A 24,344-nucleotide genomic window follows, 5' to 3' on the forward strand; every position below is an offset into this window, starting at 1 on the left:
TGCTAACGCCCGCCCGGGCAGCCTTTACCACCAGTTAGTTGTAAGTCAGCTTCAGCGATTTAATATCCGCCCACTGGGCCTGACCTTTGAGTAAATCGCCAGCCGGGTCCGTCATCCGTTGGTCGACAAAGGTGTTCGGTATCAAAGTTCCCGACTCAGGCAGCACATCAACATGTTCTGCGTCGCTCCACTTCCAGGGGCCATCGGCATAACCTGGCAGAACAGCAGTTTCCGGCTGCGAGTATCGGATAAAAGCCTGAGCTCTTACTGGCGTGTCCTCGGATAACCTCATCAGCGCCGCATGTTGTGGGACTTGCGCAACAAAGGTCAAGGTGTTGCCCTGTTGCTGCAGACCCAAAGCCATGGTTGGCGAGGTGCTGGATGTGGACAAGAGTCGCCCAGTGCCATTTTCAGGGTAATGGGTCCAAATCTGCGCCCCTAAATCGACCAGAGGCAAGGAATAATTGTCAGGGAAGAACCGTGTATTTTTGAAATGCAGGATCTGGAAATTAATATCGCCCTCATCGGTTTTGCCATTTTTATTCAGGTCGAACGAAATCGCGTAGTCGTATTCAATTTGGTTGAGTTGCGAAGCAGTTCTGTTGATAGTGACTGAAGGAGGTAAATAAGCCAATTCCAGCTCCGCTTTCACAGTGCTCAGATTTTGCGGATTGGCGCAGCCCGGTGTCGGCCAAAAGCTTTGCAGCGCAGGCAGTTCTAGCTCGTCTTTGCCTTCTTTGAGTTTCAGCGCCGCGCCAGCCAGGCTGAACGACGTTGTACTTTGCTCGCCTGTGGTCACGTCTTTACTGGTTACCGAATTGGCCGTGCTGGCCACCACATTAAAAAAGTCCGCTTCGTAACAACCCTTGCTGTCATCAAACACATAAGTGCTGATACTGCTTTGGGAAACCATGACTACTGCCAGTCCGTCGATACCCCACACCCCGGTATAAGCCACTGATAACGGCGCTGGCACGTCCTCGGTACCGTCGCCAGAACCACCGCCACAGCCAGCCAACGCCAAAGCGAACATCAACACATATCCATATTTCATCAAACAACTCCTTATTTACAAAGATATAACAATACCGTACAAAACCCCCAAATTGAAAACAAATTGCCAGACTACCCGACAAAATTCCAGCTCAGAACTTATTTCCCCCTCGCCTACCCCTGGCTGCACTTTTGTTTTATGCTGGGTCAAACCAATAAAAACAGGGAATTCCATGAAATTCAAAACCCTCAGCCTGCTCACTATGCTGGCCTGCGCCACTTCCACTTTTGCCGCCGAACAACTGAACTACCAAATCCTGGTGGATAAAGGCAATAAAGCCGGCGAGCAACTGGTCACTATTGGTGACAATGGTGATATCAAGGTGCGTTACATCTTCAAAGACAACGGCCGCGGTCCAGAGCTGGACGAAGTGATTAAACTCAATGCCGCAGGTTTAATCAGTGATTACCAGGCCAAAGGCAATACCACCTTTGGTTCGGTGATCAATGAACAATTTAAGCTCGACGGCACCCAGGCCAGCTGGAGTACAGGCAAAGAGCAGCATCAGGCCAATACCGATGGTAAAGCCATGTACCTGCCGGTCGATGGTTCGCCTTTCCTGGCATCACTGGCTATTAGTGCCATGGCAAAAAATAAAACCAACAGTCTGCCGCTGTTACCCAGCGGCACGCTGAAGCAGGAAGTGGTCAGTGAACTTATTGTCGATAAAGGCGGCGAGAAACAACAGGTTCAGTTACTGGTGCAAACCGGTGTTGGCTTTGAACCCAGTTTTGTCTGGGCGACCAAAGGTGACAACGCCCGCTTGTTTGCCTATTTGGCACCGGGTTACCTGACGCTGATTGAAGACGGCTGGCAAGGCAATGCAGAAGCCATGATGGCCATTCAGCAAAAAGCGGAAACTCAGCTGCTGGAAAAAGTAGCCACCGAACTGCCAAAAGAATTACATGGCCTGACCGTAGTGCGTAATGCCCGCATTTTTGACTCGGTGACGATGAAAGTCAGTGAGCCAAGCGACATTTTCCTGCTGCGCGGCAAAATCACTACCATAGTACCGGCCGGTAGCCTGCATAGCCTGGTTCAGCACGACATCGACGCCGCCAACCGCATTGTGTTGCCAGGCCTTTTCGACATGCATGGTCATATTTCCCGCTGGGAAGGCATTCTGCATCTGGCTGCTGGTGTCACGACCTTACGTGATATGGGCAATGACAATGCGACCTTGCAGCAGATGATGGACGAAATTGCCCATGACCAGTTGCTGGCGCCAACCATAGTACCAACCGGCTTTTTAGAAGGTGAAAGCGCGTTTTCTGCCCGCAACGGCTTTGTCATCAGCACGCTGGATGAAGCCAAAGCCGCCATTGACTGGTACGCAGCGCACGGCTACCCACAGCTGAAGATTTACAACTCCTTCCCGAAAGACATTCTCAAAGCCACAGTCGCTTATGCCCACAGCCGAGGCCTGCGCGTCAGTGGTCATGTGCCAGCTTTCCTGAAAGCCGAAGACGCCATTCATGCCGGTTTTGACGAAATCCAGCATATCAACCAGCTGATGCTGAATTTCCTGGTGAAACCTGACACCGACACCCGTACATTGGACCGTTTCTATCTGCCCGCCAAACAGGTGGCTGATTTGGACCTGAACAGTGAAAAAGTGCAGGATTTTATCAAACTGCTGAAAGAGCATAAGGTAAGCGTGGACCCTACACTGGCCACTTTTGATTTTCTGAAGAAAGTCGACGGTACGGTCGGCGAGCCATGGCGCGCCATTGTCAAACACCTGCCACCAGATATTCAGCGTGCTTATGCCCGTGCTGAGCTGGATATTCCGGATGAAGCCACAGCAGAACGTTATGCCAGGTCGTATGCCAAGATGGTGGAATTTACCGGCATGATGTACAGGGCAGGCATTCCGGTGGTCGCCGGCACCGACGAGCTGGCTGGTTTTACCTTACAGGGTGAACTTGAGCTGCTGGTCAAGGCGGGCCTGACCCCGTCTGAAGCACTGCAAGTCGCCACCTTAAATGGTGCCCGTTTCAGCCGGGTCGAGCAGAACAAAGGCCAAATCAAAGCGGGCTATGACGCCGATTTACTGCTGGTGGACGGCGACCCGACCAAAAACATTGGCGATATCCGTCAGCTGGCGCTGGTGATCACCCAGAATAAAGCCATCAGCCCGACCCGTCTGTACCGTCAGATTGGTGTTGAACCTTTTGCCAAAACCGAAGTGAAAATCCGCGATTACACTGAGCCTGCAGGCCAAAGCGGCGGCAAAGCACAGCATGGTCACCGCCATCTGCACTAAGGCGCTCAACCTGTTGAGGTCAAAATCTCCACAGTGCAGCCAGCCCTAACCCTCAAGCCCCGGTTAACCGGGGCTTTTTAACGGAGCAACAGTCCGATGAAATACAAAATTAAGCAAAAAATTTTCAGCCTGACCGACAGCTTTAGTATTGAAGATGAGCATGGCAACACCGCCTATAGCGCCAAGGGTAAGTTGTTCAGCATTTCCAGCAGTCAGACCTTAGCCGACGCCTCAGGCCGCGAACTGGTGAAAATTAAACGCAAGTACCTCACCTTGTTACCGGCCTGCCGCCTGCTGTGCGCCGACGGCAGCGAGTGGCTGATCCGTAAACGATTCTGGCCATTCTGGACCAGTCGTTTTACCATTACAGGCCCGGCGGGAGAGCTGGAAATCAGCGGTAATTTGTGGCAACACGAGTATGAAATTCGCCAACACAATCGCTTACTGGCGGCAGTATCTAAAGCCTGGTTCAGCTGGTCTGATACCTATGGCGTCGATATCTACGCACCCGAGTGGACTGCACAGCTTCTGGCTGCTGTTATCGTGATCGACAGGATCCAGCACTCCGGTAAAAATTCGGTAGTGGACGACGACTAGTCAATGCCGTTGTCCTCACTTATGCTGCCGCAGTCGAACACTAAACAACAGGAAATGTCGTGGATTTAAGCAGTTATCTGGCGCTGGTTACCATCGCCTTTATGGGAGCCGTCAGCCCTGGTCCCAGCCTGGCACTGGTGATCCGTAATACGGTACAAGGGGGCAAAGGCTACGGGGTAGCCACCGCCTTGGGCCATGGCGTTGGGGTCGGTATTTATGCGCTGCTGACCGCGCTTGGTTTGTCGTTGTTGCTGAGCACCTCGCCGCTGTTATTTGACCTTATTCGCTACACAGGTGCCGCATTTCTGGCGTATCTGGGGGTGAAGTCCTTGCTGGCGAAACCGGCCGATCCAAATGCCCCCGTCGTGGTGCATCAAAGTAAAGGCCACCAAGGCGCGGCCGAAGGTTTTCTGATTGCGTTTTTAAACCCGCATCTGGCACTGTTTTTTATCGCGCTGTTCAGCCAGTTTGTGCATACCGACACGGGTTTAAACCAGGCACTGCTGATGATGTTCACAGTGGGAACTATTGATGCCGCCTGGTATTGCCTGGTCGCAGTGGTGCTGTCCGCCGGCCCGGTACTGGCGTGGTTACGGCAAAAAGGCCACTGGATAGACAGAGTCAGTGGCGTGGTGCTATTGGCATTGGCGGTCAAAGCCGTACTTTGAACAAAGCCCGGCAACGCCGGGCTTTTTATTTTAATTGTCGGCACAGCCCAGAGGCAGTTTTAAGCGGGCAATGGCCCCACCTTCAGCCCTTTGCAGCCGGATAAAGTCGCCGCCATGCTGGCGGGCGACCCGCTGCACAATGGCCAGACCCAGACCATGGTGAGACAAGCCATCGGTGTTATGTTCCCTGTTACTGTTCCAGCCTTCGCCATCATCACAGACATCAATCAGGCAATCCTGCTGTACCAGACTGATTTCAATCCAGACCTTGGTCTGACAATAACGCAGCGCATTGCTAAGCAGGTTGGATAAGGCGCGTTGCAACAGCTTCTGATCGGCCTGCAGCACTACAGCCCCAGCACTATGCAGCTGGATCTGATGTTCAGTATTGGTAGCAAATTTATCTATCAGCTCTTGCAGCAGCCGATCCAGCCGCACGTCGCTTAGCTGCAGTTCAGAACGGAAGTTTTGCTGAGCCAGCCGCAGGTAGTCATACACATTGTCTTCAATTTCCTGCAAATTCCGGCTGATTTGCGCCGACTGCTCAGTACTTAAACGCTGCTCCAAGTTCAGCAGTACAAAGCGTAGCCTGGCCAAAGGGGTTTTAATATCATGGCAGACGGTATCGGCCATTTCGCGCTGCAACGAATTCAGGTCGGCGATGGTCTGATTCATCCGACTGAGCGAGCGCGCCAGCGGCTGCAAATAAGACTGCTCACTGAGCTGAAAGGCTGGCAAATGGCCCAGTTTAATTTCCTGCAACGCACTGCGTCTTAAGGTATCCACGTCACGGAATAAATTCCGGCTCAGCCAAAACAGACAGAGTAACAGCAGCAATAAAAACACATGCGCCAGGTCGATACTGAAATCCGCACCATCGGGTAAATTCAGCTGACTTAAACAGATGAGTTCGCCCCCCGACATCTCACTGCACATGGACGCATTGCCCTGGGTATCCCGCATCACTTCAACGCCGTACACCACATCAGGTTGCGGCTGCCAGTAGCCTTTAGGGTAAGTGACATACAGGCTGTTTGGACAATCGTCGGTATCGGACAGCCGACAATGCAGCTGCTGCGATTCACTGTGATGGTACACCTGATGCAACATACTGCGGGCCGCTTCGACCATTTCGTCGCCCTGATAAAACCAGTTGTACAGCTGGTTCAGGCTGAAAAACAGCAGCAGCACCAGCAGTACAATACCGAGGTAAAAACGCAGCAACGCCGACTTCATTCGTCGCCTCCTGCCAGGCTGGCGTGGCTGATGCGGTAGCCCTGCCCCCACACCACCTGCACATTCCAGTTCGGATCCTGTTGCTGCAGTTTTTTCCGTAGCCGCGACGCCCGGCCATCCATGGTGCGGTCGACGCCATCGTATTCACGGGTCAGCTGTTCGCGAAACAGCCGTTCACGGCTCACCACAGCGCCGTAGTTTTCCAACAGCGTCTGCAGTAACTGCAATTCGGCATTGGTCAGCCGCAGCTCTTCAGTGTCGAGAAACACCCGTCCGGCCACCTGATCAATGTGCAGGTTATGCCGCTTTATAAAAGTGCGGTCTGGCTCTGCCACTATTGCAGGTAAAAACACCTTAATCTTCGCCAGCAGAATTCGTGGGTCCAGCGGTTTGAGCAGGTAATCCTGAGCGCCCAGTTCCAGACCTTGCAGCTGAGCACCGACCGAGGTTTGTGCTGTCATGAAGAGCACAGGTCCTTTAAACTGCTGGCGAATTTGTTTCACCAAATCGAAACCGCTGCTGCCCGGCAACATCACATCACAGACCAATAAATCAAAACGCTGGGCCAGCAGCAGCTTTTTTGCTTTTTGTGCATTGCCACAGCTGCTGACCTGGTAGCCTTCATTTTGCAGAAAGTCTGCCACCAGCTTGCACAACTCAGCATCGTCTTCCACCAGCAGAATATGCTGCATCAGGGCGTCCCCCAACTGCGGCTACGCTTAAGCAACTGATCGCCGGCATTCAGGTCCACCTGCAATACCCGCACTAACCGCTGGCTGACCAGCGCCCCCGACTGCTGATCACGCAATTCAAAACGGCTGTGTTCAGTCAATACCAGTTGCAACTGCTGCCTGACCTCGCGGCCACAGAGTAAAGGTTCTGCTTTGGACTGCAGATAAAGGCATAGCTGTTGTTCGTTTTGCCATTCAACGGAGAGTTGCAGGCTGCAGGCTTGATGGCTGTGGTGAAGACATAAACGTGGCTTCAGGCTAAACGAGTCAGCCCGGGCCTGGCCAGTGCACAGCATCGCGCCGCCCAATAACAAGGAAATAAACAGTAGTCGCATAACGAAGTGCCGACACAAAGTGAAGTTATTACTCTGCCTGAAGCTTTACCGGCAGGCAAGCAAGCGACTGCCGGTAAAGCTGGTGCAGATCAGAACTGATAACGTACTTCCAGGCCATAGGTCAGTGGCGGGTTCAATGACACCGTTGGCGTGCCAAGTGCAGCGGCGGCAAAGCCACCAATACCGCCTGTGGTGTCCTGGTCCAGCAGGTTTTTGCCAAACAGCGCCAGTTCCCACTGATCATCACTGCTGCTCCAGCTGATGCGGGCATTCAGATCTTTGCGATCGGCGAAATAAGCCGGAATGCTGTAGGCCACAGGCAACAGGTCTGGATCATCAGCTCTGGTATTTTCTTCGTAGACATAGTCCATATGCAGCTTCAGATACCCATTGGCCCATTGGCCTGGCACCGCCCAGTCTGCCGTCAGGGTGTACGAATCGGCCGTTGAGCCTTTGTCGGTGTCAGTCACTAAGTCGCCGTCTGCGTTATAGAACTGATCCCATCTGGATTCTGTTTTGCGATACTCAGTGACCAGACCCAACTTCAGGCTGTCCAGCGCCTGCCAGTCCAGCACCAGCTCCATACCCCGGATATCCTGGTCGCCGTTAATCACCATAGGCACAGCCACGCCGGAATCCGGCTCTTTGCTGTTGACCGATTGCTGCCTGTTGTCCAGATCCATGTCAAAAGCAACCAGTTGCAGACGGACTGTCTGCCATAAATCGGCTTTGTAGCCCAGCTCCATGCTGGTCACTTCTTCCGGTTCAAAAGGAGTCATCGCAGAGCGCGGATCTAAGGAGTCATAACCGCCTGACTTATAGCCGGTGGAATAGGACAGATACAGCATCTGCTCGTCCGTCAGGTTTTAGCGGGCCACAGCGCGGCCTGTCCATTTACTCCAGCTGTTGCTGGCATTGAGCTGCGGCATTAACGGGAATAAAAAGTCGGTCAGGCCATTCATTGGCGCGCCAAAAGAACGTTCTTTGATTTCCCAGCTAAAGTCTTTGTCATCCTTGCTGTAACGCAGGCCGGCGGTCAGGCCCCATTGCTCATTCAACTGGTAATCGACATCGGAGTAAACACCAATGGAGGTGAAGTTACCTGTATTGATAATATCTTCGCTCCACAGCTGGCCAGTTGCAGAAGGCCCAAAGATTTCATTAATGCCCAACCCAGCACTGATGGCCTGGTAGGTTAAATCGCCGGTGGCCTGAATAGCAGCCACCAGTTCAGGGCTAAAGGGCGCGGCACCCAGTTGCTGCAATAAGCCACCCACGGACGGGTCCACCATGGCCATCACACTTAAAATGCTGGCCCAGTCCTGCGGGTTCCATAAATGGTCAGCTGGCAGGCCCATCATGCTGATCATCTCATCCGGTACACCAGCGCCCTGCAGGGCCGGGATCAGCATGGCGTTGATATCGGCCGTAGTCAGCCGGGCTATGGTGTCGGCAGTAATATTCAGGCTGGTCTTCTGGTAAACATTTTCTTTGCTGTAGGTCAGACCGCCGACATAACTTAACTTGTCATGCTGGTAGTTAATTTGCAGTTCGTTGTAAAAAATGTCGGAGTCTTCGAAGTTAATGGTGTCTAGGTAACGGGTTTTGTCGGCGGTGCCGTCGGTGTCGTCTCGGCCTGAAACTTCCCATTGTCGTTTGCTGCTAATAAATTTCCCTGACCATTCATCATTAAAGTCATGGCTAATTTTCAGCGACCATGCATCCATGTCGCGGCGTTCATGGCCGTCAACCACATCGTTTTCGACGATACGGTCAGTCACATTCATGCTGTACGCATAAGGGCTGACGCCAACGCCTGGCGCATAACCCTGGTTCATATCGTCATAGTCATAACTTAATTGCACTTTGGTGCTGCTGTTCGGCTGCCACAAGGCGGCCAGCCGCGCCGCTTTATGATTACGGTTGCCCAGCTCTTCGCCCTGGTAATCCTCGTAGAGGTTGTCAACAAAAGAGTCGCGCTTGTTACTCATCATATTAAGCCGCACCGCAAATTCGTCACTGATGGCTTTGTTGCCCATCAGCTCATAACGTTGCTGGTTGTAGTTGCCCAGCGTGGCTTTGACAAAGGCCTCGTCGTCCTGCGCTGGGGCGTTCGGGATCATATTGACCACACCGGCTGCGGCATTTTTGCCAAACAAAGTCCCTTGTGGGCCTTTGAGAATTTCAATGCGCTGCATGTCGGAGAACATCACACTTTGCGCAGCACGAGGCAGGTAAAAATCGTCAAAGAAAATAGCAACAGACGGGTCGCCCCCCGTACTGATATTGCTGCTGGAAATCCCCCGCATGGTGGCGCTGGCCTGGGCGACCGCATCTTTACTGAAGGTAAAACCCGGGGTGTAGTCGCTGATATCACCCAGCAGTACTGAGTTGGTTTCTTTTAAATCTGTTGCAGAAATACTGTCGATGGCGACCGGCACGTCCATCAGGTTTTGCACCCGCTTTTGTGCTGTCACCGTCATCACTTCAATGGCTGGTTCTTCTTTGGTATCTGCCTGTTGCGCCAGCAGATTGTGACTGCACAGCGCCAACACCACCCCTGCAGCCAGTGGATGCAGACTAAAGCCTTTGCCAAGGCGCAATTGCTTTGTAGACATAAGTTTCTCCCCGTTCTTGTTGTTCTGTTTTTCGGGATCTGACGCTCTCTACTGAACTTGTACTGCGTCCCTTCAGAGGCGGATCTCGTCCATTCCGATACTACCTGCGCTGTTCTCGAAATTCAGCGAACTGGACAATTTTGTACACTTTTCGGTTTGAACCCTGAGAGCTGAAAACGCAAGCTTAGGCCAGACAACCACAAAGAATTAAACTTATAAATGGCGTTGATATGCGGATAAAAATCAGAATATTGCCGACATTAGCACTGATTAGCCTGAATACAGCTTTGGCGTCAGAACCAACACTTTGCCTGAGCTGCCATGGCGACAACAGCAGAGCGGCCACCTCAGCGCCGCTGCTGGACGCCCAGCTGAAACCTTATCTGCAAAAACAATTGCAGCAATTCAGAGCGGGCGAACGTGGCAGTGACCCCGCCGACGCCGCAGGCCAAACCATGGCCGCCGTTGCCAAAACCCTGACCGATGCCGACATAGCGCAATTCGCAGGCTACTTCGCTGCACTGCCAAAAACTGCAGTGGCAGCAGAGCCCGCAGCCGCTGAGCTGCTCGACAAAGGTCGTCGCCTCTACATTGGCAACTGCGGCACCTGCCATGGCAATCAGGCCGAAGGCAATAACGCCTTGCATGCCCCTGCACTGGCCGCGCAAAGCCCGGCTTACCTGCTACTGCAGCTGCAGCATTTTCGCAGCGGTCTGCGTGGCCAACTTAAAACCGACAAGCCAGGCCGCCAGATGGCGATGATGGCGAAAACGCTGACTGAGCAGGATGTGCAGGCCGTGGTGGCCTATATCGGAGCAGGGCTGCCATGATGCTGACCTTTTTTGCTCAACTGGCGCTGGCCGGTCAGCCACTGCAACTGAGTGGCAGCTGCCCACCCAGTTTTGAGCTGACAGCGCAAAACCAATGCAAGCTGGTGACTCGGTATGACTTGTACGACTCATTGCAAAACAAAGGCGTTGGCGGGACTCAAACCTCCTTACCTGAAGCCCGTGACGGCTTTACCCCACAGCAAATTGATTTAGGCCGCTTTTTGTTTTTCGACCCTCTGTTGTCCGCCAACCATCAGCAAGCCTGTGCCAGTTGTCATCAGCCCGCACTGGGCTTTACCGACGGTAAAGCGCTCAGCACCGGCGCTCATGGGGATGTCGGCACTCGCAGTGCACCCAGTTTGTGGAATGTGGCCTATTTAAAGCAGCTATTCTGGGACGGCCGCACCAAAACCCTGGAGCAGCAGGCACTGATCCCGCTGTTTGCCAAACATGAAATGGCCAATACCCCGGAGCAGGTGCTGGCCGAGCTGATGAGCAATAGCCAGTACCCTGCGCTGTTCCGCCAGGCCTTTCCTGACAAAGAGCAACTGGATTTAACTCAGCTGGCCACAGCGCTCACCGCCTTTCAAAGCTCACTGATTTCGCTGAACAGCAAATACGATCAGTATGCCCATGGCTACCACCTGGCACTGAACGATGAAGAAATTAAAGGCATGAATGTGTTCCGCTCTTTTGTAGCGCGCTGTTCGGAATGCCACACCCCGCCACTTTTTACCAACCAGCAAATTGCCGTGATTGGCACGCCGGAGCCGGAAGGCATGCCGTTCGACCCGGGTGCAGGCAGTGAAGCAGGCAAAGAGAAATGGCGCGGCGGCTTTAAAGTGCCCAGCCTGCGCAATATAGCCCTGACGGGGCCTTATATGCACTCAGGCCGCTTTGCCACCCTGGAAGAAGCCGCCGAGTTTTACACCAAAGGCCGCGGCCATGCCGTGCCCAAAGGCGAACATTTGCAACTGCACTGGCATATCTGGGAGCCGAAATTAAGCCCGGAAGAAATTAAGCAACTGGCGGTGTTTATGAATACCCTGACCGATCAAAGCCTGTTACCGGCTATCCCTCAGACTTTACCTTCTGGCCTGCCGTTACCGGCGGAGCTGCAAACAACCAACGACAACAACAAAGGAATCAAGCCATGAAAAAAACGACGGTGGCATTGGCTCTGCTGGTCCCTGTGGCCTTTATTGCCGGCAGTTACCTGTCTGGCTCCGGTCAATCAGCTCCAGCCTATCAGCCCGATGTCAGCTATGGCGCCAGCGGCGATGCCGGGAGCACGGCCAATCAGAAAAAATCAGTGATCAATACCATGGCACCAGGCGCTGTGCACCAGGTGAAACCTGGCCAGCTGATTATGGACGCAGTGCAGGCGGCCAACCCGGGCGATATGATCCAGGTCTGGCCAGGCGACTATAACGAAACTGTCTACATCGACAAAGACAATATCCGGCTCTCTGGGGTCATTGTTGAAGGCAAACGCCCGCGACTGTTTGGTGACGGCCATTTAAACGATGCCATCCTGTATTCCGGCAACAACATCGTGGTGGAGAACTTCCTGATCACCAAATACAAAGGCAACGGCATTATGGGCCAGGCCGGCAATAACTTTGAGATCAGAAACAACATTATTGAAGACACCGGCGTGTACGGCATTTTCCCGCAACTGGGTGACAACGGTATTGTTGAACACAACGTGGTTTACGGCATTGAAGACGCCGCCATTTACATTGGCATGAGCGATCATATTCATGTCGCCAACAACGAAGTATTCGACAGTGTGGCCGGTATCGAAATTGAAAACAGCCGTCACGCCATTGTTGAAAACAACTTTGTGCACAACAACACCGGCGGCATTCTGGCTTTTGTCACCCCTGGCCTGCCGATTAAAGACACAGTGGATGTGATTATCCGTAATAACTGGATCAGCAATAACAACACCAAAAACTTTGGTGCACCTGGCTCCACTGTGTCTGGCATTCCGGCTGGTACCGGCATTCTGATTATGGCGGCCGACAAAGTGGTGATTGAAGACAACCTGATTATTGGCAATAAAACCGCCGGTATCATTGTGACCGACCACCAGAACGCCCCGAATACCACGCTGGATCCGGAGTCAGATCCTTACCCGGATGAGGTGATGATTTTGAATAACCTGATGTACAACAATGGTTACGACACCATTCCGGAGGCCAAAGTGCTGATGGCAACTGAGCTGAAACAAGGCAACCCGGATATTGTGCGGGTGGGCGACAGCAACAAGAGTTGTATCAATAACCCGCAGCAGTACATCACGGTTGGTGTGGCGAAATGGCCATCCTGCAGTTTTACCAATACCGACAACGTGGTGAGCTACCTGCTGGACACCCCTGCGGCCCCTCGTTCAGTGGATGCCAAAGACAAAGGTAAATACGCCTATCTCGGTATTTGCACCGGCTGCCACGCCTACACCGGCCGTCTGATTGGCCCGCCGGTTCAGGTGATCCAAAGCCTGTATATGGACGACCCGCAAGGTCTGGCTAATTTTATTGCCAACCCGGTGAAAAAACGCGAAGACTTCCCGGCCATGCCAAAACAGGACTACCTGGACGCAGAAACCCGCTTAGCAGTGGCGGAATATATGTTATCCGTGACCAAATAAGTCACCTGAACAGGTGGCTGTAGGGGCGCAGCTTGCTGCGCCCTTTTTTAATTCCCCGGGCTCTGGCTTACCATCCGCAGGACTCCGCTTATTGCTGCCCTTGTTCCTTTGCCTTTGCTTAGGCTACAGTCACCACCACTTTGCCCACTTGTTGATTGGATTCCAGAAAGCGGGTTGCTTGCTGTATTTGCTCCAGTGGGAAAGTTTTTGCGATCACCGGGTTCAACTGACCCGATGCCAGGCCAGCGCTGATAAAGGCTTTGGCACGCTCTAGCGTTGCGTCGTCGGACACCACTTCGTTGTACAGATAGCCTTTAAGGGTCAAGCTCTTGCCCAGTACGGTGAACAGCGGAAAAGGAGTCGGCTCCGAACTCAGTGCGCCATATTCAAACAAAATCCCGCCTCTGGCCATGCTGGCAGTGAGCGGCTCAAAAGCGGGTCCGCCAACAGGGTCGAACACGACCCGGGCACCTTTGCCAGCGGTTATTTCCATCACTCGCGCGACTAAATCTTCTTCCTCAGTGGCAACCACATAATGCGCCCCAGCATCCAGCAAAGCCTGACGCTTGGCAGAGGTTCGTGAGGTCGCAATTACCGTCGCGCCGACAATCCGTGCAATCTGAAAAGCGGCCAAACCCACACTGCTGGACGCTGCAGTCACGATCACTACATCATCTTTGCTCAGTTTTGCCTGATCAATCAAAGCCCCCCACGCTGTCACATATTGCATCCAGGACGCAGCCGCCGCTTCAAAGGAGATACTGGCAGGGTGCTTGACCAAATGACGGGCTGGCACATTAGCCACTTCGCCATAGGTGCCCCAGCGGGCAATATCATTTGGCGGAATTAAACTGACCACATCACCGTGAGCAAATTCAGTGACCGACGAGCCTACAGCAGAGACAACACCTGAAGCTTCATAGCCAAGGCGACTTGGAAAAACCGCCTCTTGCAGATAGGCATGATTGCGGAACATGACTTCGGCGCGGTTTAAACCTATGGCGCGCACCGCGATTTGCACTTCATCTGCGGCAGGCTGTGGTACATCCACATCCTCCAGTTTGAGCACACTTGCGTCACCATACTCATGAATACGAACAATACGGGCCATCGGTATACCTCTGTCAATTTAGTGAGTGAACTAACCAACCAAGTCGCCATGAAGGGATTCTGGGTTGATGAGCAGCAGAATAGCGCGCCAGATAATCACTCAGAAGACACGGATATTTGAATTAATTATTATATTATCTGATAACAGTCATAGTGATTGGTGTGCACCCGATGGAGTTTATCCAACAAATTAAGGTATTTGTCACAGTGGCTGATTTAGGTAGTTTTGCCAAAGCAGCAGATGCGCTGCACATGACTCGCCCCAGCGTCAGTAACGCGATCACCACACTGGAAAACCAGCTTGCGACAAGGCTGCTGCACCGCACCACCCGGCGCTCCAGCCTGACAGCCGAAGGGGAGCTGTTTTATCACAAAGCAATCCAGCTACTGGCTGATGTAGCCGAAGCGCAAAACCTGTTTGGCCGCACCGGTCAACCTGCGCGCGGCCGGCTGCGCGTAGAGATCCCCGTCGCTGTCGCCAGTACAGTGATCATCCCTCGCCTGCCTGAATTCAGACAGCTTTATCCGGATATCGAGCTGATCTTAGGCGTCAGCGATCAGCCAGCCGACCTGGTTGCTGAAGGAATTGACTGCGTGCTTCGTATTGGCGGTTCAGCGCCACCGACCATGGTGAGCCGGCAAATCGCGCAAATTCCAATGCTGTTTTGTGCCTCGCCCGATTACCTGACAAAACACGGCACTCCTGTCAGCACGGACGAACTGCAGCAGCATCAGATCATTAGCTATTTTTCCGGGCGCGTGCGCCAGCAAATGGAGTGGTCGGTCAAAGACGGTGCAGCAGAACAGCCGCTCCATCTGCGCCCAACTATGTTGGTGAACAACACAGCCGCCTATGTGGACTGCGCTCTGGCAGGCATGGGACTGATTATGGTGGCGGGTGTCTATGTAGAAGCCCAGCTCCATGCCGGTACCTTGATTGAAGTGCTCCCCGATAGGGACCACGTTAGTTTACCTTTATCCGTGTTATACCCACATCGTCAGCATCTGTCGTTGACGGTTCGAGCTTTTGTCGATTGGGTCGTCGAGGTGTTTCGCCAGCAAAACAGCCGCTGGATCACAGCGAGCTAGCACTGTCTGCTGCGCTTGGTTTCATCTGAGGCATCAACAGCGGCTGGTGCCAGCACCGTCAGAGTTGCACCTTGTGCGCTTTGCTATAGCGTAAAAACGCCAGTAACTGCTCAATTTGTTCGTCCTTTAAATGGCTAAAAGACGGCATTTTGCTTTTATAGCGAAAGCTGTTGGCGTCTTTGATAAAGGCGCGCAGGTTCGTCTCGCTCCAGTATTCAGTGACATTTTTCGGCGCATTCAGCTCAGGGCCCACTTCCCCGCCCTGCAGGTTGATGGAATGGCAACTTAAGCACTGGCTTTTAAACAGCAAAAAGCCTTGATACACGGCAGAATCCTGCGTAACCCCGGTTGGGTAAAGTGCGGCGTACGTCTCGGCAAAACTGACCAGTTCAATTTTGACCAGCTGATAAGGCCAGGGTTGGTGTTTGGCAGCAGCGCCCTGGGTCCAGACCAGGTAAAAAGGTGCTGGTGATAACTTGGCTTTGCCTTGGGTGACCGCTTCAAACTCAAAATCGGCTTTGCCAGCTTCGGCAAAAGCCAATACAGGTTCTCCGGCCAGTAAACTCAGCGGCATCGACGGCGCGTACCCGTCGCTGGCTACCAGCTTTAACTCATCGCCTGGCATGCCATTTTGATAACCCGCCAATTTCAGCACATCAGTCAGCAAAAAGCCCAGATAGCTTTTTTGTTGCCCGTACACAGGGTCATACAACTCAACCCTTTTTACCGGCAACTGCTGCTTGAGTTCGGCCAGAGGGTAATCAAGCTGATGACCAGGCAGGCTCACCGTTAAATCAGCGGCCGCCAACGAGTAACTGACAGCAACCAACAGCACAGCCCATAGTTTCATCTCTGTCTCTCCTGGTTGCTGCCAGCATGATTACAGTGGCAAGTAGTGGTTTAAAAAGGCATCAATCTGCTCAAAGGTTGCCTTACGGTGAGAATAATAGTCCAGATGGTGGGTGGCGTTTTCCAGCTCGACATACTGCACCTGTTTCTTTGCACTTTTCAGCTCATCCGCCATCCAGCGGCTTTGTTTGACCGATACTGAACGGTCTTCAGTGCCATGGATCAGCAACACCGGCGCTTTAATTTGCTTTACTAGATTGATTGGCGAGTTTTGCTCCAGCAGGTCGTTGTCTGTGCCCATTTGTTTTTTCGCCAGATTGTAACTGGTGAATTTACGGTAGCTGCTGCGCTGCTCTTTCAGGTCAAACACACCGGCAAAACTAATAGCGCACTGGTACAAGTCCGGCGTGCGGGCCACCCCAAGCAACGCCGCATAACCGCCATAACTGGCGCCCATAATGCAAATCCGTTTCGGGTCTACCAAGCCTTCGGCAATCAGGTACTGCACGCCATCGGTAATATCGTCCTGCATCGCCATACCGTACTGCCCTATCGCCTGGCTCATAAACTCATGGCCGTAGCCGGTTGACCCACGGAAGTTCGGTTGAAACACCTGGTAGCCTTTATTGACCAGATAAGCCGTGAAGGGGTCGAAGCTGTTGTTGTCGCTGCTAAAAGGGCCGCCATGTGGAAACACCACCAAAGGCGCCGCTTTGCTGCCTGGCGGTACCGACAAGTAGCCTTCAATGGCCAGTCCATCACGGGCTTTGTACTGAATTTTTTGTTTGGCAACTAACGTCGTTTCGTCCAGCCCCGGGTTAGTTTCAGCCAAGGCCATTAAGGATTTATCGTTGCGATCTCCCAGCAGGTAGGTGCCCGGGCTGGTGACACTGGTGGAATACACCAGGTAGGTCCGGTCATTCTGGCTTAAATCGCTGATGTAGTTCACTGTGTCTGGCAATACTTTGTCCAGACCGGCCTGAAAGGCTTTAAACTCTTCATCCCAATACCAGCTGTCGGCACCGTCGGCGCTGAAGTAAATTCCGACAGGTTCGTCTTTGGCTTCTGAATAAATTAAGCCACCTTCGAGGTCATACTGCGGGTGGCTCAGCAACAAGGTACGTGGGAAATCAGCTTTGGATAAATCCACTTTAAACACGGCATTGCGGCCTTCATGGTTAGCGCGGATATATAAATCTTTTGGGTCTTTGCCAAAGCCCAGTACAGACACAGCCTGTTCGGAAAAAGCTGGCCATTGCCAGGCAGTCATCCAGTCCTCACTGCCCGGTGGCAACAGGCGAATTTTGTATTCAACGTTTTTTTCATCATAACCCAAGCCAACCCGCACCACGCCCTGACGGTCCACCATCCAGCTATTAATGCCTGGTTTATGCTTGTGCTGCAGTTTCATTTTTCCGGTCTTTACATTGACCTGATAGACGTTGTCCTGACCGGCCACCTCGCGGTCCAGACTCAGCAAAAAATGGTCCTGATCAGGGAAACCGATTTTAATCACGTCGTCCTGAAACTGGCTTTGATGCTCATCTTTTTGCGTCCGGGCGACCATAGGGATGATTTCGGCGCCCTCTTTGGCTTCCATTGAAAACAGCCGGGTCTCGTGAGTTTTCACGCCCATACCCCGCACGCCACCAAAACGGAAGCTCAGCAGCAGATGGCTATTATTGGCCCAGCGCACCCAGCCTATTTTGTATTTGATATTATCCGTGCGCGCCAGATACACAGCGTCGCCGCTGACCAAGTCAATCAGTTGTAACAAGGTGTCATCTTTGACATGACGCAGAGCAATGAGTTTGGAACCATCAGGTGATAACCGCACCTGGTCCAGTCGCTCGCCATGATAAAAAGTCTCCAGAGGTAACACAGCAGCCTTATCGCCCTGTGCCATCAATTGAATGCTGAAAAAACTGCAGACGAGCAGAAAAATCCTTAAATTTACAGGCATTTGCAATCCTTGCTAAATAAATTAGATACAGAAATTTAACGGAAATGACTTTGGGGAACAAGTAGAAACAAAAGACTTTGTTTGGGTGGCAACCTCACCAGCCGGCATCCCGGCACATACATTGTCTGCTTTGGCTGCTTCCTTCCGGACCTGACCAGGTGAACAAACTAGCATTGCGGGAGGACCGATGAGGTCACCATTGAGGGTACCGGCTAAACCGGTGCGCGCATTATCCGTAAAAGCCACAGTGATGGCAAGGCAGTATTGGCCGCTTCAAGCATTTTCCGGGTAACGCGCGGTTATTTGCTGAAAAAACGCACGATACAGCTGCATATCCTGTTCAAAGGTCTCACCCGTTTCCAGGCAAGGACCAAAACGTACTTGCCTGCTTGAATAATCCAACCCAATCAGCGCCACTGGCACCTTGGCCTGCTTGGCAATTTGCCAGAAACCGGACTTCCACTGGGTAACTTTTTTACGGGTGCCTTCCGGTGCCAGGCCAAGCAACATGGCGTCGCTTTGTGCGAAACGTTCAACCACCTGGCCAACCACACCATGTGCCGCACTGCGGTCCACCGCAATACCACCAAGACGAAGCAGCAGGCCTCGCACCGGCCAGACAAAAATACTGTGTTTGCCTAAAAAGGACACTTTGATATCCAGTGCCAGCACCGCGGCAATGCCAATAAAAAAGTCTTTATTGGCGGTATGAGGAGCAACCGCCAGCACCAGCTTTGGCTGCTCAGGAATAGGGCCGCTGATTTGCCACCCCCCCAGCAGCTTCAGCAGTAAGCGGCCAATAAAACGGCCAAAACGGCTGTTGCGTTTTGGCCAGTTTTCCGGGATATGGCGGTGTGGCATTAAGGTTGAGCCAATACCAGTTGATGCGCCTGCAGCACTTTTTTCAGTCGCTGTTGGTTCACAGGGCCTAAGCGGATCATCTGACGCTGCGCCAGCGGTAATTCCTGCAAGGACGCATCAGCATAGGTGTAATACACGTTCGGCTGCTCCAGTGCCACTGGTGGCGCTACTTCTGGCGCTTCCAGCAACACTTTAATGGCTTGTTGTACGCGGTCACGGAACTGTGCATCCGGGTAGCCCAGTTCCTGATAAGCCTGCTGCATCAGCGGGTAGTATTTTTCAAAAACCTGTTTCACTTCAGTCACGGAAATACTTTCCAGCAACTGCAGGTAAGGCTCGTAACGGACAAAGTTATTCGGGCTCAGCAGCAGCTGCCCGTCCTGACGTTCCACCATAAATTTTTCAGTCATCGGTTGAAACAGCGGCTGATTCTTCGGCAAAGTGCCTTGCGCCACGTTGTCGACATAAACCACAAAACGACGGACCATGTCTTCAGTGACAAACAACGACGACAAACCAGGTGCCCACTTCATGGCCAAAAGCGCGGCTTTGACTTCAGGGTCTGAGTTATCCAGATCCGGCAACGCCGGCACAGTGTCCACCTCGACCGGCTCCGCCAAAGGCTGCTCCTGCAGCGGCGTTTCATCTTCTGCCTGCACGGTCAGACTGTCGATTGGCTCTTGGTTGGCCGTCAGTACGTCGGCCGGTTCGGCTTGCGTTTGAGTTACAGGCGGCGCCACTGGCGTTGGCTCCGGCTCAGTGCTGTCTTCTCGCAGAAAAAACCAGGCCAGAACTGCGACGGTGACAAACACCACTGCCAGACCAATATAGTATTGTTGCTGGCCTGAGCCAGGCGTCTTTTCAGTCATAACTCCGTTATCCTTAGTCACTGTCCGCAGCTGTTAGAAAGCAGCTGTAGCGTTGCATTTATTTGGCTTTTCAGCAATATATATCAACAGACTGCGGTTTTGGTTAAGAAGTTTCGATGCAAACCAGCAAAACAGAAAAAAAATCGACGCACAAAGTAGCCTTATTGCTGACCGGCGGCGGCGCCCGGGCTGCCTACCAGGTTGGAGTGCTCAAAGCTATAGCTCAGCACTACCCCCGCACCAGTGCCATTCCCTTTGACATCATCTGTGGCACTTCTGCAGGCGCCATTAATGGCACCGGTATTGCCTGCTATGCGTCCTGCTTTCATTTGGGGGTAAAAAAGATTGAGTTTATCTGGCGCAACTTTCATACCGGCCAGGTGTATTTTTCCAATTATCTGCGCTTGGGCTGGCATTTGTTACGCGGCTTTTTAAGTAACTTTCAGGCCGACTATGCCAATAAAAAGCCGGTCAGTTTGTTCGACAATAAACCGCTAAAACTGCTGCTGCATAACATTGTCGATTTGCAGCGTATCGACCGTAATATTCAGGGCGGTTACCTGTCCAGCGTTTCGGTCACGGCTTCCTGCTACAACACCGGGGATTCCATTACGTTTTTCCAGTCCGAGCAGGCGCAGGAGTGGCGCCGGGCCAAACGCTGGGGCCGCAAAACCTTGTTGGGCATCCAGCATCTGATGGCTTCCGCTGCCATTCCACTGGTATTTCCTTCGGTGCGAATTCACCAGCAGTACTTTGGCGATGGTTCTGTCAATCAGTTGTCTCCACTAAGCGCTCCTATCCATTTGGGCGCCGATAAAATACTGATCATTGGTCTGGAGCCGCCACGACCCGCAGATTTCAGCCATCAGATGCCGCATCACCCGGGTGTCGCCACTGTGGCCGGGCATTTGCTCGACACCATTTTTGCCGACACCTTAAACGCCGACCTGGAGCGGATGAACAGGATCAATAAAACCATTGATACCTTAAAATTGCATGGCATTCCGAGTGACTTAAAAAAAGTGGAAAGTTACCTGATTAACCCCAGCGTCAACTTTAACCAAATTGCCAGTCAGTATTTTTTAAGCCTGCCCATCGCAGTCCGTACCCTGCTGAAGTTTATTGGCATCAGCCAGCACTCCGAATCCAGCTTGACCAGTTACCTGTTATTTGAAAAACCCTACACCCGCCGGCTGATAGAAATAGGCTACGAAGACGCGATGCGGCAAATGTCAGCCATTCTGCAGTTTTTACAGGGGGAAGCGGCAACTTCAAGCCGTCAAAAAACCAGCAGTGACGAAAGTTGATTTGAAAATATCTGCAAGATCATCCACTTACTGAACTGGCACAATCCCTGCTTATCCCGCTTATCTATAGCACTGCGGAGAAGAGTAGTGGAATTATTTGGCTTACAGGATATGGCGCTGTTCGGCACCAGTTATGCGGGAGTGACCCAACACCCGCAGTGGACGTCTGACGATCCGGTATCTTTAACCGAACAATTACAAACCAGCCTGGATTTGGCCGAGCAGCTGGAGATTTTCTCTATGGCTGCAGGCAAAGTTTTGCCGCTGCGTTCTTTGCAGCTGCAAACCGCCGTCGGCAAATACCTGGCATCGGGCTCGGAAGCAGCGCCGAGTGAACACCGCAGTATGCTGATGTTAAACGACCAGTGCCTGGCTGAACTCTGTTACCAGACCGAACTGCCGGTGACGCCCATGCAACAGCATCAGCTGTGGCAACTGGAGCGCCAGTGGTTGTATCCGATGCGAAACACCCTGGTGGTCGCCCGCTTGCAGCAACTGGCACTGCGGGACAGCCTGACCAGCCTTGGCAACAGACGGCATTTTGACGATCAGTTTGCCAAAGCGCTGCAGCTGTCGCACCGGCGGCATGAAGCCTGTGCGCTGATCCTGCTGGACCTGGATAACTTTAAACGCACCAACGACAACTTTGGTCACCATGCAGGGGATGATGTGCTGTTGGCGGTGGCTGATGCAATGCGTCATACCTTACGTGCCAGCGACGGTTTGTTCCGCTTTGGTGGTGACGAGTTTGCGGTGATCTTAACTGCCGAAGATGCCGCCTGTGCTGAGCTGGTGGCACACCGGATGGTGAAAGCCATTAACCAGCATCATTTGTGTCAGCAATTTGAAGTCACAGCCAGCGCCGGCCTGGCGCAACTGACGCCGGACGAACAGGCTGCCACTTTGTTCGCGCGGGCGGATGATGCCTTGGCACAAGCCAAACTGGCCGGTAAAAACGCCGTCAAAGTGTCATTGCTGAATCAGGCCTGATCCAGCCGTTGTATGTCAGGCCCGTGTTGCCAGTGCAGCCGGGCCATTGCCACATCGTCCCTACAGTTCCCGGTCACACCGGCCACAGCAATCACCTGCCCTGCCTGCACTAACACCGGCAACTGCGCCCGTTGCCAGGGGGGAATTTGCCATAACTTCAGCCACTGCTTCAGCGACTTATGATGGCGCTCCCCAGCCGGAAGAAAAGGGTAATGGTACTGACCAAAACACAGCTGCAGTTGCTGATCCGCGGCATATTGAAAAGCGATGCCCTGGCCACGCGGCTGCACCTGTAGCTGGCCCAGGTCACAGGGTAACTGCAGCAACTGACCATCCCATGGCTGACACTGGGGTTCAGGCGCCAACCGCCCCTCTAACAGGTAGACCCAGTGCTGGAAACGCCGGAGCTGGTATTGCTCGAGTACTAACAATGGCTGAGCGTCCTGCTTCGCCTGCACCAGCTCGGTAAAAAAGGTCTGCAGCCAGCTGCTGGACGGGTTCAGTTGCCACTGTGCTAACCATTGGCGCACCAGCAACTGTTGTTCAATGGCCGGAAACTGCGCCAGTTCCTGCAAATTCAGCCGCCGCTCTTGTTGCACCTGCGACATCAGGGGTTCAATTTGTTGCTGCTGCCAGCTCCACAGCTCCCGCACATGCTGCTGGCTGCGCAGTGCATTGGTACGAAAACTCGGCCAACGCTTCTGCAATAAGGGGATCACTTCGTGACGCAAAAAGTTGCGATCAAAGCGGCTGTTGCTGTTGCTGTCATCTTCAACAAAAGCCAGTTGCTGCTGCGCAGCAAAGGCTTCCAGTTCGGCTCTGCTAAAAGGGAGTAAGGGGCGCACCATGTAGCCCTGCGCAAAAGGCTGCAGTGCCGCTATACCAGCAAGACCAGCCAGGCCAGCACCACGTTTAAGCGCCAACAACATAGATTCCAGCTGATCGTCAGCATGATGGGCCGTCAGCAGCAGTGTATCGCTATGCTGGACAAAAGCCGCCAGCGCCTGATAACGGGCAGCTCTGGCTTTGGCTTCAAGATTGGCGCCGCCTTCCAGCTTCACCCGCACGGCCTGGAACGGCACTTTGCGGGTCAGACATTGCTCGGCACAGAAGGTGGCCCAGTCATTGGCGTATTGGCTTAAACCATGGTGGATATACACAGCTTCCAGTTCCACCTCAAGCTGCTGACGCAGCTGCACACAAAGTTGCAGCAACACCATCGAGTCCAGGCCACCTGAAAGAGCCAGCACCAGCTTTTGGGCCTGCAGAGGTTTAAGTGCGCTGTGCAGCGCCTGTAATAATGGTGAGGTCATAAAAAAACCGCCTGACGGCGGTTTTTCCTTAGCTGATTAGCAATAACCGAACGACATCAGGCGTTTATAGCGTTTGTCGAGCAACTCTTCAAGGCTGAGTTTCTCCAGCCGGTTTAAGTCACGGATTAATGCCTGCTTCAGACTTTGTGCCATCTGGTCATGGCCACGGTGCGCGCCGCCCAGCGGTTCGCTGATAATCTCGTCAATCAGGTTCAGCTCTTTTAAGCGTGGAGCCGTAATACCCATCGCATCGGCGGCCAGTGGCGCTTTTTCGGCGCTTTTCCACAAAATGGACGCACAACCTTCCGGAGAAATCACCGAATAGGTGCTGTATTGCAGCATGTTAACCTGATCACCGACACCGATGGCCAGAGCACCACCAGAACCACCCTCACCAATTACAGTACAGATCACCGGCACTTTTAAGCCCGCCATCACTTTCAGGTTACGGGCAATAGCTTCACTTTGGCCACGTTCTTCGGCGCCTACACCCGGGTAGGCACCTGGCGTGTCAATAAAGGTGACGATAGGCAATTTAAAGCGCTCTGCCATTTCCATCATGCGCAGTGCTTTACGGTAGCCTTCAGGTTTTGGCATGCCGAAGTTACGTTTGATTTTTTCAGCGGTGTCACGGCCTTTCTGGTGACCAATCACCATCACAGTGCGCTCGCCAAGACGGGCAGTACCACAGACAATAGCCGGGTCGTTGGCGAAAGTACGGTCACCGGCAAACTCATCAAAGTCAGTGAAAATATGTTTGATGTAGTCCAGGGTGTAAGGACGCAATGGGTGACGGGCCAGCTGTGCCACCTGCCATGGGCCCAGCTCGGAGAAAATCTTTTTGGTCAGAGTCAGACTTTTCTCTTTGAGTTTGGTGACCTCTTCTTCCAGGCCTATATCGTATTCACCGTTGCGGCTGACCTTGCGCAATTCTTCTATTTTGGCTTCAAGTTCCGCAATCGGTTGCTCAAACTCTAAATAATTCAGCATCATCGACTGTTACTA

General features: G+C 52.9%; 22 protein-coding genes and 1 other RNA gene. 9 read left to right on the top strand and 14 right to left on the bottom strand.

Going from position 1 to position 24,344, the window contains the following annotated elements; all coding sequences use genetic code 11:
- Nucleotides 1–34 precede the first annotated feature (34 nt).
- On the bottom strand, nucleotides 35–1,054 hold the full coding sequence (locus ACFO3I_RS07435; protein WP_377332975.1) for a hypothetical protein: 1,020 nt from the start codon (nucleotides 1,052–1,054) through the stop codon (nucleotides 35–37).
- A gap of 172 nt (nucleotides 1,055–1,226) precedes the next feature.
- Here ACFO3I_RS07435 and ACFO3I_RS07440 point away from each other — a divergent pair, with 172 nt between their 5' ends.
- The 3 genes from ACFO3I_RS07440 to ACFO3I_RS07450 all read left to right on the top strand — a co-directional run bounded on the left by ACFO3I_RS07440 (nucleotide 1,227) and on the right by ACFO3I_RS07450 (nucleotide 4,585).
- Nucleotides 1,227–3,320 carry an amidohydrolase family protein gene (locus ACFO3I_RS07440; RefSeq protein ID WP_377332977.1) on the top strand — a complete coding sequence of 698 codons (2,094 nt, stop codon included), beginning with the start codon at nucleotides 1,227–1,229 and terminating at the stop codon, nucleotides 3,318–3,320.
- Between the two features lie 96 nt (nucleotides 3,321–3,416).
- The gene (locus ACFO3I_RS07445; RefSeq protein WP_377332979.1) at nucleotides 3,417–3,917 is read left to right on the top strand and encodes an LURP-one-related/scramblase family protein; all 501 of its coding nucleotides are present in this window, start codon (nucleotides 3,417–3,419) and stop codon (nucleotides 3,915–3,917) included.
- Between the two features lie 59 nt (nucleotides 3,918–3,976).
- On the top strand, nucleotides 3,977–4,585 hold the full coding sequence (locus tag ACFO3I_RS07450) for a LysE family translocator (RefSeq protein ID WP_377332981.1): 609 nt from the start codon (nucleotides 3,977–3,979) through the stop codon (nucleotides 4,583–4,585).
- Nucleotides 4,586–4,615: 30 nt separating this feature from the next.
- Here the strand turns inward: ACFO3I_RS07450 and ACFO3I_RS07455 are convergent, their stop codons facing one another.
- From ACFO3I_RS07455 to ACFO3I_RS07475, 5 genes are all read right to left on the bottom strand, one after another.
- On the bottom strand, nucleotides 4,616–5,821 hold the full coding sequence (locus ACFO3I_RS07455) for a sensor histidine kinase (protein WP_377332982.1): 1,206 nt from the start codon (nucleotides 5,819–5,821) through the stop codon (nucleotides 4,616–4,618).
- Nucleotides 5,818–6,513, bottom strand: coding sequence for a response regulator transcription factor (locus ACFO3I_RS07460; RefSeq protein ID WP_377332984.1), 696 nt, complete (start codon nucleotides 6,511–6,513; stop codon nucleotides 5,818–5,820). Before ACFO3I_RS07460 ends, ACFO3I_RS07455 begins: the two co-directional genes overlap by 4 nt.
- Nucleotides 6,513–6,887, bottom strand: coding sequence for a DUF3019 domain-containing protein (locus ACFO3I_RS07465; protein ID WP_377332985.1), 375 nt, complete (start codon nucleotides 6,885–6,887; stop codon nucleotides 6,513–6,515). The genes ACFO3I_RS07460 and ACFO3I_RS07465 overlap by 1 nt, the downstream gene beginning before the upstream one ends.
- Nucleotides 6,888–6,976: 89 nt before the next feature.
- Nucleotides 6,977–7,750, bottom strand: a complete 774-nt coding sequence (locus ACFO3I_RS07470; RefSeq protein ID WP_377333456.1) for a TonB-dependent receptor domain-containing protein — start codon at nucleotides 7,748–7,750, stop codon at nucleotides 6,977–6,979.
- Between the two features lie 3 nt (nucleotides 7,751–7,753).
- Nucleotides 7,754–9,505, bottom strand: a complete 1,752-nt coding sequence (locus ACFO3I_RS07475) for a TonB-dependent receptor plug domain-containing protein (RefSeq protein WP_377332987.1) — start codon at nucleotides 9,503–9,505, stop codon at nucleotides 7,754–7,756.
- A gap of 230 nt (nucleotides 9,506–9,735) precedes the next feature.
- On the opposite strand from ACFO3I_RS07475, the gene ACFO3I_RS07480 reads away from it, so the two are divergent.
- The 3 genes from ACFO3I_RS07480 to ACFO3I_RS07490 are packed head-to-tail and all read left to right on the top strand — an operon-like array spanning nucleotide 9,736 to nucleotide 12,988.
- A complete protein-coding gene (locus ACFO3I_RS07480) occupies nucleotides 9,736–10,335 on the top strand; it encodes a c-type cytochrome (RefSeq protein ID WP_377332989.1) in 600 nt (199 codons plus the stop codon).
- Nucleotides 10,332–11,492, top strand: a complete 1,161-nt coding sequence (locus ACFO3I_RS07485; protein WP_377332990.1) for a cytochrome-c peroxidase — start codon at nucleotides 10,332–10,334, stop codon at nucleotides 11,490–11,492. Before ACFO3I_RS07480 ends, ACFO3I_RS07485 begins: the two co-directional genes overlap by 4 nt.
- Entirely contained in the window at nucleotides 11,489–12,988 is a 1,500-nt protein-coding gene (locus ACFO3I_RS07490; protein ID WP_377332992.1) for a parallel beta-helix domain-containing protein, read from the top strand. The genes ACFO3I_RS07485 and ACFO3I_RS07490 overlap by 4 nt, the downstream gene beginning before the upstream one ends.
- A gap of 118 nt (nucleotides 12,989–13,106) precedes the next feature.
- On the opposite strand, the gene ACFO3I_RS07495 is transcribed toward ACFO3I_RS07490, so the two are convergent.
- Nucleotides 13,107–14,099, bottom strand: a complete 993-nt coding sequence (locus ACFO3I_RS07495; RefSeq protein WP_377332994.1) for a zinc-dependent alcohol dehydrogenase family protein — start codon at nucleotides 14,097–14,099, stop codon at nucleotides 13,107–13,109.
- Between the two features lie 170 nt (nucleotides 14,100–14,269).
- Between ACFO3I_RS07495 and ACFO3I_RS07500 the strand changes: the two genes are divergently transcribed.
- On the top strand, nucleotides 14,270–15,187 hold the full coding sequence (locus tag ACFO3I_RS07500) for a LysR family transcriptional regulator (protein ID WP_377332996.1): 918 nt from the start codon (nucleotides 14,270–14,272) through the stop codon (nucleotides 15,185–15,187).
- A 58-nt stretch (nucleotides 15,188–15,245) separates the two neighbouring features.
- Here the strand turns inward: ACFO3I_RS07500 and ACFO3I_RS07505 are convergent, their stop codons facing one another.
- The 5 genes from ACFO3I_RS07505 to ACFO3I_RS07525 form a co-directional block, all read right to left on the bottom strand.
- Nucleotides 15,246–16,037, bottom strand: a complete 792-nt coding sequence (locus tag ACFO3I_RS07505) for a c-type cytochrome (protein WP_377332998.1) — start codon at nucleotides 16,035–16,037, stop codon at nucleotides 15,246–15,248.
- A gap of 30 nt (nucleotides 16,038–16,067) precedes the next feature.
- Complete coding sequence (locus ACFO3I_RS07510; RefSeq protein WP_377333000.1) at nucleotides 16,068–17,942, bottom strand: alpha/beta hydrolase family protein; 1,875 nt, start codon at nucleotides 17,940–17,942, stop codon at nucleotides 16,068–16,070.
- Between the two features lie 149 nt (nucleotides 17,943–18,091).
- An RNA gene (gene ffs / locus ACFO3I_RS07515) (signal recognition particle sRNA small type) lies at nucleotides 18,092–18,189 on the bottom strand.
- A gap of 83 nt (nucleotides 18,190–18,272) precedes the next feature.
- Complete coding sequence (locus tag ACFO3I_RS07520) at nucleotides 18,273–18,860, bottom strand: 1-acyl-sn-glycerol-3-phosphate acyltransferase (RefSeq protein ID WP_377333002.1); 588 nt, start codon at nucleotides 18,858–18,860, stop codon at nucleotides 18,273–18,275.
- A complete protein-coding gene (locus tag ACFO3I_RS07525) occupies nucleotides 18,860–19,729 on the bottom strand; it encodes a DUF3014 domain-containing protein (RefSeq protein ID WP_377333004.1) in 870 nt (289 codons plus the stop codon). The genes ACFO3I_RS07520 and ACFO3I_RS07525 overlap by 1 nt, the downstream gene beginning before the upstream one ends.
- A gap of 116 nt (nucleotides 19,730–19,845) precedes the next feature.
- Here ACFO3I_RS07525 and ACFO3I_RS07530 point away from each other — a divergent pair, with 116 nt between their 5' ends.
- Both ACFO3I_RS07530 and ACFO3I_RS07535 read left to right on the top strand, forming a co-directional pair.
- Nucleotides 19,846–21,036 (top strand): patatin-like phospholipase family protein, encoded by a 1,191-nt coding sequence (locus ACFO3I_RS07530; RefSeq protein ID WP_377333006.1) that lies wholly within the window; start codon nucleotides 19,846–19,848, stop codon nucleotides 21,034–21,036.
- A gap of 87 nt (nucleotides 21,037–21,123) precedes the next feature.
- Nucleotides 21,124–22,026 carry a GGDEF domain-containing protein gene (locus ACFO3I_RS07535; protein WP_377333008.1) on the top strand — a complete coding sequence of 301 codons (903 nt, stop codon included), beginning with the start codon at nucleotides 21,124–21,126 and terminating at the stop codon, nucleotides 22,024–22,026.
- Here the strand turns inward: ACFO3I_RS07535 and tilS are convergent.
- Together tilS and accA are read right to left on the bottom strand one after the other, a co-directional pair.
- Complete coding sequence (gene tilS / locus ACFO3I_RS07540) at nucleotides 22,017–23,339, bottom strand: tRNA lysidine(34) synthetase TilS (RefSeq protein WP_377333010.1); 1,323 nt, start codon at nucleotides 23,337–23,339, stop codon at nucleotides 22,017–22,019. The two genes, ACFO3I_RS07535 and tilS, sit on opposite strands and share 10 nt — an antisense overlap.
- A 36-nt stretch (nucleotides 23,340–23,375) precedes the next feature.
- Entirely contained in the window at nucleotides 23,376–24,332 is a 957-nt protein-coding gene (accA, locus tag ACFO3I_RS07545; protein ID WP_377333012.1) for an acetyl-CoA carboxylase carboxyl transferase subunit alpha, read from the bottom strand.
- Between the last annotated feature and the right edge of the window lie 12 nt (nucleotides 24,333–24,344).

The organism is Rheinheimera marina (assembly GCF_042654345.1).
GTDB lineage: Bacteria > Pseudomonadota > Gammaproteobacteria > Enterobacterales > Alteromonadaceae > Pararheinheimera > Pararheinheimera marina.

Coding starts and splice junctions, on each gene's coding strand:
- ACFO3I_RS07435 (WP_377332975.1), bottom strand. CDS start 1,054: ATGAAATATGGATATGTGTTGATGTTCGCTTTGGCGTTGGCTGGCTGT.
- ACFO3I_RS07440 (WP_377332977.1), top strand. CDS start 1,227: ATGAAATTCAAAACCCTCAGCCTGCTCACTATGCTGGCCTGCGCCACT.
- ACFO3I_RS07445 (WP_377332979.1), top strand. CDS start 3,417: ATGAAATACAAAATTAAGCAAAAAATTTTCAGCCTGACCGACAGCTTT.
- ACFO3I_RS07455 (WP_377332982.1), bottom strand. CDS start 5,821: ATGAAGTCGGCGTTGCTGCGTTTTTACCTCGGTATTGTACTGCTGGTG.
- ACFO3I_RS07460 (WP_377332984.1), bottom strand. CDS start 6,513: ATGCAGCATATTCTGCTGGTGGAAGACGATGCTGAGTTGTGCAAGCTG.
- ACFO3I_RS07465 (WP_377332985.1), bottom strand. CDS start 6,887: ATGCGACTACTGTTTATTTCCTTGTTATTGGGCGGCGCGATGCTGTGC.
- ACFO3I_RS07475 (WP_377332987.1), bottom strand. CDS start 9,505: ATGTCTACAAAGCAATTGCGCCTTGGCAAAGGCTTTAGTCTGCATCCA.
- ACFO3I_RS07480 (WP_377332989.1), top strand. CDS start 9,736: ATGCGGATAAAAATCAGAATATTGCCGACATTAGCACTGATTAGCCTG.
- ACFO3I_RS07485 (WP_377332990.1), top strand. CDS start 10,332: ATGATGCTGACCTTTTTTGCTCAACTGGCGCTGGCCGGTCAGCCACTG.
- ACFO3I_RS07490 (WP_377332992.1), top strand. CDS start 11,489: ATGAAAAAAACGACGGTGGCATTGGCTCTGCTGGTCCCTGTGGCCTTT.
- ACFO3I_RS07495 (WP_377332994.1), bottom strand. CDS start 14,099: ATGGCCCGTATTGTTCGTATTCATGAGTATGGTGACGCAAGTGTGCTC.
- ACFO3I_RS07500 (WP_377332996.1), top strand. CDS start 14,270: ATGGAGTTTATCCAACAAATTAAGGTATTTGTCACAGTGGCTGATTTA.
- ACFO3I_RS07505 (WP_377332998.1), bottom strand. CDS start 16,037: ATGAAACTATGGGCTGTGCTGTTGGTTGCTGTCAGTTACTCGTTGGCG.
- ACFO3I_RS07510 (WP_377333000.1), bottom strand. CDS start 17,942: ATGGCACAGGGCGATAAGGCTGCTGTGTTACCTCTGGAGACTTTTTAT.
- ACFO3I_RS07520 (WP_377333002.1), bottom strand. CDS start 18,860: ATGCCACACCGCCATATCCCGGAAAACTGGCCAAAACGCAACAGCCGT.
- ACFO3I_RS07525 (WP_377333004.1), bottom strand. CDS start 19,729: ATGACTGAAAAGACGCCTGGCTCAGGCCAGCAACAATACTATATTGGT.
- ACFO3I_RS07530 (WP_377333006.1), top strand. CDS start 19,846: ATGCAAACCAGCAAAACAGAAAAAAAATCGACGCACAAAGTAGCCTTA.
- tilS (WP_377333010.1), bottom strand. CDS start 23,339: ATGACCTCACCATTATTACAGGCGCTGCACAGCGCACTTAAACCTCTG.
- accA (WP_377333012.1), bottom strand. CDS start 24,332: ATGATGCTGAATTATTTAGAGTTTGAGCAACCGATTGCGGAACTTGAA.